We start from the raw sequence: 5,820 nt of genomic DNA on the forward strand, positions 1-5,820 counted from the left end.
TCCCGCGCCCAGGTGACCACGGCGCGCATCTCGGCGACCGTGAGCACCCGCCCGGTCGGGTTCCCCGGCGAGTTCAACCAGATCAGGGTCACCCCATCGGCCGGGCCCACCACCGGTTCGCAGCGGGCGAGCAGCGCGCCGACCTCGTAGGTCGGATAGGCCGGAGTCGGCACCCACACCCGGTCACCAGGTTCGAGCCCGAGCTGACCGGGGAGCTGAGCCACCAGTTCCTTCGTCCCGAGCACGGGCAGCACCGCGCCCGGGTCGACGAGCACGCCGAGCCGGCGGGCCAGCCAGCCGGCCGCCGCCTCGCGCAGTTCCGGGGTACCCGCTGACCGCGGGTACCCCGGAGCGTCAGCGGAGCCCGCCAGCGCCTGCTGCACGACGGCCGGCGCGGCGTCGACCGGAGTACCCACCGAGAGGTCGACCAACCCGTAGGGATGCAGCCGGGCCTTCTCCTTGAAGGAGACCAGCTGGTCCCACGGGAAGTCGGGCAGCCGCACCCGGGACCGGGCCGGTGACCGCGGGACTCCGGAGATGTTGCCGGGTCTCCCAGGGCCGCTCAGGACTCGCCCTGAGGAGCCAGCGCGGCGACCGTCGGCGGGTCGAAGTCCAAGGCGCCGACCTTCGATGCGCCGCCAGGCGACCCGAGCTCCTCAAAGAAGTTCGCGTTGGTGTCGGTGTACCCCTTCCACTGATCGGGAACGTCGTCCTCGTAGTAGATGGCCTCCACCGGGCAGACCGGCTCACAGGCACCACAGTCGACGCACTCGTCAGGCTGGATGTAGAGCATCCGTCCGCCTTCGTAGATGCAGTCGACCGGGCACTCCTCGATGCAGGCCCTGTCCTTGACATCGACGCAGGGCTCTGCGATGACGTAGGTCACCGGTTTTTCCTCCTCCGGCTCACGGGCGACTGAGTCCTTAGTATCGACCTGGACAGTTCCGTGTCGACAACAAGGGCGTGCGCTGGTGGTGTATGTCGTCCGCATCACTCCGGCCGATGTCGGCGCGCGAGTTATGCTCCGCCACCGCATCCCCGGACCGGTATCCCTCAGTGATGTTCTCGGAACGTTGCGGTCATGGTCATCGGGTGTGCTCACGGTTGTCACTGCCGAGGGCACACCCGTCCAGGTTACCGAGGATGCCGTCGTAGCGGCACGCGTCATCCCACCCCGCCCACCGACACGACGTACGCGGAATGTCCCGGGTGCGACGGCTCTCACGGAGATTGTCCCGAATACGACTACCCCGAAGGCGACTATCGCGGAGGCGACTGTCCTGGGGACGACCGTCCCGGACCCGCCCGATCCAGAGGCGCCCGATCCAGAGGCGCCCAATTCGAAGGTGCCCGGCCTGAAGGCGGCTGCCCCACCAGGAGCGGCTGCTCCGGAGGCGGCTGCCCCCGGCGTGAACGCTCCGAGCGAGCTCTCGTGAGCACCCGCAGCCGCGGCAGGTTCGCCGAGGTCGTGCGCCGCGAGCCGATCGACCTGGCGGTCGCCTGCCATCTGCTCACCGCCGAGGTCGACCCGGCAGCCGACACCCCCGACGCCACCGCCACCCTGAACGCCCTCGACACACTCGCCGCGCAGGCCCGTCCACTGCTCGCCGCGCGGACGACCTCGAGCCGACGGTCCCGGTTCCCCCGGGCCGACCACGGTACGCCGATGGCACGCCAGACCGGCGCACCGGGGCAGGCACCACCCGGGCAGGCACAGCCCGGGCAGGCACAGCCGGGATCCGGATCCGAGGCGGCGGGGCGCTTGGAGGGGGTCGGCCCGGGAGCGGGGGATTTCGACCCGAGGATCGCCGCCGAGACGCTGCACGAGTCCCTGGGGCTCGCCGCCGGCTTCGCCGGGGCCGAGGACGACTACACCGACCTCCGCTCCTCGCTGCTCCCCGATGTGCTGCGCCGGCGGCGCGGCCTGCCGATCCTGCTCTCCGTCGTCTGGCTCGAGGTGGCCGCCCGGCTCGGGGTCCCCGCCTATCCCGTCGGGCTTCCGGGGCACGTCGTGGTCGCGGTGGGTTCCCCCCAGGACCACGTGCTCGTCGATCCGTTCGCCGCCGGCCGGCTACTGACGGTGCACGACGCCGCAGAAAAGGTACGCGCGGCCGGGTTCGCCTTCACCCGTGCCCACCTCGCTCCGATGAGCGCGCAGGATGTGCTCACCCGGATCCTCGGCAACATCCGGGTCCTCGGGGCGCGCTCGGACGCGCCGCACATGCGGCTGTGGGCCGTCGAGCTGTCCCTGCTGCTCCCCCACCACCCGGCGAGCCTGCGCCGGGAGCGCGGCGAGCTCCGCGTCCGGTTGGGCGACTTTCTCGGCGGGGCCACCGATCTGGCCGCGTTCGCCAACACGGTGGCCGCGGTCGAGCCGGCCGCCGCGGCGGCCGCCCGCCAAGCCGCCGCCGCGGCCCGCGCCCGGCTCAACTAGCCCCGGAGACCGCCCGCTCGCCTCGGGAATCGCCCGTTAGCTTCGGGAACCGTCTGTTTCCCTCCGCGCCTCTGTTCCTCCCGTATCCGCACCCACCGGGTCGAGGTAGCGCCCGTCGTAGAAGACGAGCGGTCCGACATCGTCCCGCGGCTGGGCGAACGAGACGACCTCACCGAGGACGAGGGTATGATCCCCCCCGGGATGGGTCGTGACTGTCCGGCACTCGAAGACCGACAGCGCGCCGTCGAACAGGACCACTCCGGTCTCTGGCCCGATCGAGTGCTCCCATCCCGCGAACATGTCGCCGGGCTGGTCATACGCGCGTTTCGCAAAGTAGCGCGACGTCTCGGCCATGTCCTCGGCAAGCACCGAGACTCCCCACACCCCCGAGGCCATGAGCGGACCGTGGAAGCGGGCGTCCCGGCGGATGCTGGCGAGCACCAGCAGCGGGTCGAGGGAGACCGAGACGAACGAGTTCGCCGTCATGCCGAGATGGCGACCGTCGGCGACGGTCGTGAGGACCGTCACTCCGGTAGCGAACCTGCCGACCGCCCTGCGGAAGTCCGCTGTCCGCAGCGTCGGCCGGTCGGCCTGGAGGGTCTGGGAGGTCTGGGAGGTCTGGGAGGCGGGCGCGCCGGCCCGGTTCTCTCCACGGTGCGCAGGGCTGCCCACCCGACCACGCTACCCGCTCCGCTCACCGCGTGGGCTCACCACGTGGGCGACAGTCCACAAGGGCCGGTGACATCTCCCACATCACAAGAGCCGGTGACATCTCCCAGGGCGAGACGGACGACCGGGTGACCGGACGGCCGGGTGACCGGACCGGTGCTCAGCGACCGGGAGGAAGCACCGCGAGCCCCCGCCGTGCCCCGGCGAGGACGATGACCGCGATCGGGCTCAGTGCCTCGAGCAACAGGAACGCGTACCCGAATCCGCTCGCCCGCAACAACAGGTCCCCCTCGGGGCGGGAACTGGCGAACAGCAGCACGACGACGGCCCAGCCGATGAGCACGGTCGTGGGTCCCAGCCGGGTGCCCGTCAGCCACCGCACCAGCAGCGCGGCACCCCCGTTGCCCACCAGCGCGACCAGTACGCCGAGCGACAGCAGCATCCCCCCCGGCCGCGGACCGGCGGGAACGAGGAAGACGCCGTAGAGACCCAGCCCGACCCCCAGAAATACCCCCAGTGTGTAGGAGGCGGTCAGAAAGGCCCTGCCGGGTTGCGGGTCCGGGGACGGTTGCAACGACGGCCGCGCCGGCTGTCGTTGCAACCGGGTTGAGGGCGGCGTCCGGCGGGGACCGGCGCTGGGACGGGGCATTCTCCGACAGTAGGACATCGTCCGCCGGGCCCGCCCGGTCCTCAGGCGGTCACCAGCTCGGCGGGTACGACGATCACGTCCACCAACGCGCCCCGCCGCCACACCGTGAGTTCCACTGGCCGGCCGATCGTGCCCTCGGTCAGCAGTCGCTGGAGATCACCCGGGGTGACGACGGGCGTCCCGGCCACCGACAGGACGAGATCCCCGGTGAACAGCCCGGCGATCCCGGCCGGGCTGCCGACAACCACCTCGGCCAGCCAGACACCGTGGCGCTGCCCGATCCGCTCGGCCACGGCGGGCGGCAGCGGAACACCCGCCCCCGCGACCCCCAGGTACGCCCGGCGGACCCGGCCGTCGCGCATCAACGCGGCGAGGATCTTCCTCGTCGTGTCGTTCACCGGGACGGCCAGCCCCAGGCCGACACCGGCGACGGCGGTGTTCACCCCCACCATCCGGGCGTCGGCCGTGACCAGCGCCCCGCCGGAGTTACCCGGGTTGAGGGCCGCGTCGGTCTGGATCACCTCGTCGACCACCCGCACGGCCGAGCCCGAACGGGTCGGCAACAACCGGCCGAGGGCGCTGACGACCCCGGCGGTCACGCTGCCGGTGAGCCCCAGCGGGTTGCCGACAGCCACGACGAGCTGGCCGACCCGCAGACCCGCGGCGTCCCCGAGGACGGCAGCCGGCGGGGTCGTGCCCCGGGCCCGCAGCACGGCCAGGTCCGAGAGCGGATCGGCACCCACCAGGTCGACCTCGCGCTCGGTGCCGTCCGCGAACTGCGCCAGCCCGACCGACGCTCCGGAGGTGGCCCGATGCCCCTCGACGACGTGCGCGGAGGTCAGCAGGAACCCGTCGTCGGTGAACACCACCCCGGAACCGGCCCCCGCGCCGCGCCGGGTACGCACCCGTAGGCTCGCCACCGACGGGGTCAGCGCCGCGGCCACCCGGGTCACGACCGCGGAATAGGCGTCCAGCGGCTCGACCGGCGGGGAACCGCCGGGCCGCGCCGGGTCGGGTCCGTCTCCCCTGGCACGTCTGGTCCGCATCCGACCTCCTCGGCCGACGCCACACTTACATTGATTACAGCGTTACGAACACGGGGCCGTCCAGAACATTCCCACCGAGGTGCCTGTGCCACCGCGGCCGGCGGGCGGGCGAGCGGGCCAGGTCGTCAGCGGGCCGGGGCGTTGGAGTCGATCAGGGCTCACACACGAGACCGGCGAACAGGTCCCGCTCCCGCCCGCCCGGACCGTCCCCCGGCCCCCGGGCGCCCTCGGCCAGCACGAAGTGCTCGACACTCCAGGCTCGCTGACCGATGCCGTCGGCGAGCGCGAAAAAGAACCCGTCGACGCTCATCTGTGTCCGGTGCGACCGCATGGCGGCGATCTTCGCCTCGAAGAAGTGGGGAGCGGAGAGCTCGGTCGTAATGTCCGCATCGTCGACAAGCGTCATCCCCAGCTCGTCCACGGACTTCAGACCCGCGAACGGGCTGCTCTCAGCGGCGGAATCGCGGAAGTACTCGAAGCCCGCGACGGCGCTCGACCGCGCCAGCGCCGTCTCGTATCGCTTGGCGACCTGCCAGGCCGGACCGGCCTGCGGGGCGAAGGACGGGTCGGCGGCGTCGGTGAAGGCCCTCCGGGTGAGTTCGTGGGCCCGGATGTGATCGGGGTGCCCGTAACCACCGCGGGCGTCGTAGCTGACGAGCACCTGCGGCCGGACCTCGCGCACGATCCGCACCAGCTCCGCCGCGGCCTCGTCCAGGTCCGCCCGCCACAGACAGCGGGGATGGTCGTTGGCAGGGGTGCCGATCATCCCGCTGTCCCGCCAACGCCCGGGACCGCCAAGAAAACGCTGGTCGGTGATGCCGAGCGCGGCGCAGGCACCGGCCAGCTCGCCGATCCGGTAGCCGCCGAGCTGATCGCCCCGATCCGCCTGCAGATTGATCAGCTCGGGCACCAGTACCTCTCCCTCCTCCCCCAATGTGCACGTCACGAGGGTGACGTGGGTGTCGGGGGCGGCGGCGTACGAGGCAAGCGCGATCCCCGTCGAGATCACCTCGTCATCGGGG

At 71.9% G+C, this 5,820-nt stretch carries 8 protein-coding genes; 2 read left to right on the forward strand and 6 right to left on the reverse strand.

The features are described 5' to 3' along the window. Both ACY45C_RS16225 and fdxA read right to left on the reverse strand, forming a co-directional pair. Positions 1-503 (reverse strand): aminotransferase class I/II-fold pyridoxal phosphate-dependent enzyme (locus ACY45C_RS16225; RefSeq protein WP_462188425.1); only part of this gene is annotated, 503 nt, incomplete at its 3' end. A gap of 59 nt (positions 504-562) precedes the next feature. Continuing rightward, the gene (fdxA, locus tag ACY45C_RS16230; RefSeq protein ID WP_011438232.1) at positions 563-886 is read right to left on the reverse strand and encodes a ferredoxin; all 324 of its coding nucleotides are present in this window, start codon (positions 884-886) and stop codon (positions 563-565) included. Between the two features lie 88 nt (positions 887-974). Here fdxA and ACY45C_RS16235 point away from each other — a divergent pair, with 88 nt between their 5' ends. Both ACY45C_RS16235 and ACY45C_RS16240 read left to right on the forward strand, forming a co-directional pair. Further along, complete coding sequence (locus ACY45C_RS16235; RefSeq protein WP_462188431.1) at positions 975-1,436, forward strand: putative acetyltransferase; 462 nt, start codon at positions 975-977, stop codon at positions 1,434-1,436. Beyond that, positions 1,433-2,434 carry a transglutaminase family protein gene (locus ACY45C_RS16240; protein ID WP_462188426.1) on the forward strand — a complete coding sequence of 334 codons (1,002 nt, stop codon included), beginning with the start codon at positions 1,433-1,435 and terminating at the stop codon, positions 2,432-2,434. Before ACY45C_RS16235 ends, ACY45C_RS16240 begins: the two co-directional genes overlap by 4 nt. Positions 2,435-2,470: 36 nt before the next feature. On the opposite strand, the gene ACY45C_RS16245 is transcribed toward ACY45C_RS16240, so the two are convergent. The 4 genes from ACY45C_RS16245 to mshB all read right to left on the reverse strand — a co-directional run. Continuing rightward, the gene (locus ACY45C_RS16245; RefSeq protein ID WP_462188427.1) at positions 2,471-3,106 is read right to left on the reverse strand and encodes a flavin reductase family protein; all 636 of its coding nucleotides are present in this window, start codon (positions 3,104-3,106) and stop codon (positions 2,471-2,473) included. A 157-nt stretch (positions 3,107-3,263) separates the two neighbouring features. Further along, positions 3,264-3,677, reverse strand: a complete 414-nt coding sequence (locus ACY45C_RS16250; protein ID WP_462188428.1) for a DUF6113 family protein — start codon at positions 3,675-3,677, stop codon at positions 3,264-3,266. 116 nt (positions 3,678-3,793) lie between these two features. Continuing rightward, complete coding sequence (locus ACY45C_RS16255) at positions 3,794-4,798, reverse strand: S1C family serine protease (RefSeq protein WP_462188429.1); 1,005 nt, start codon at positions 4,796-4,798, stop codon at positions 3,794-3,796. A 151-nt stretch (positions 4,799-4,949) separates the two neighbouring features. Next, positions 4,950-5,820 (reverse strand): N-acetyl-1-D-myo-inositol-2-amino-2-deoxy-alpha-D-glucopyranoside deacetylase (gene mshB, locus ACY45C_RS16260; RefSeq protein ID WP_462188430.1); only part of this gene is annotated, 871 nt, incomplete at its 5' end.

Source organism: Frankia sp. CcWB2, from assembly GCF_977927585.1.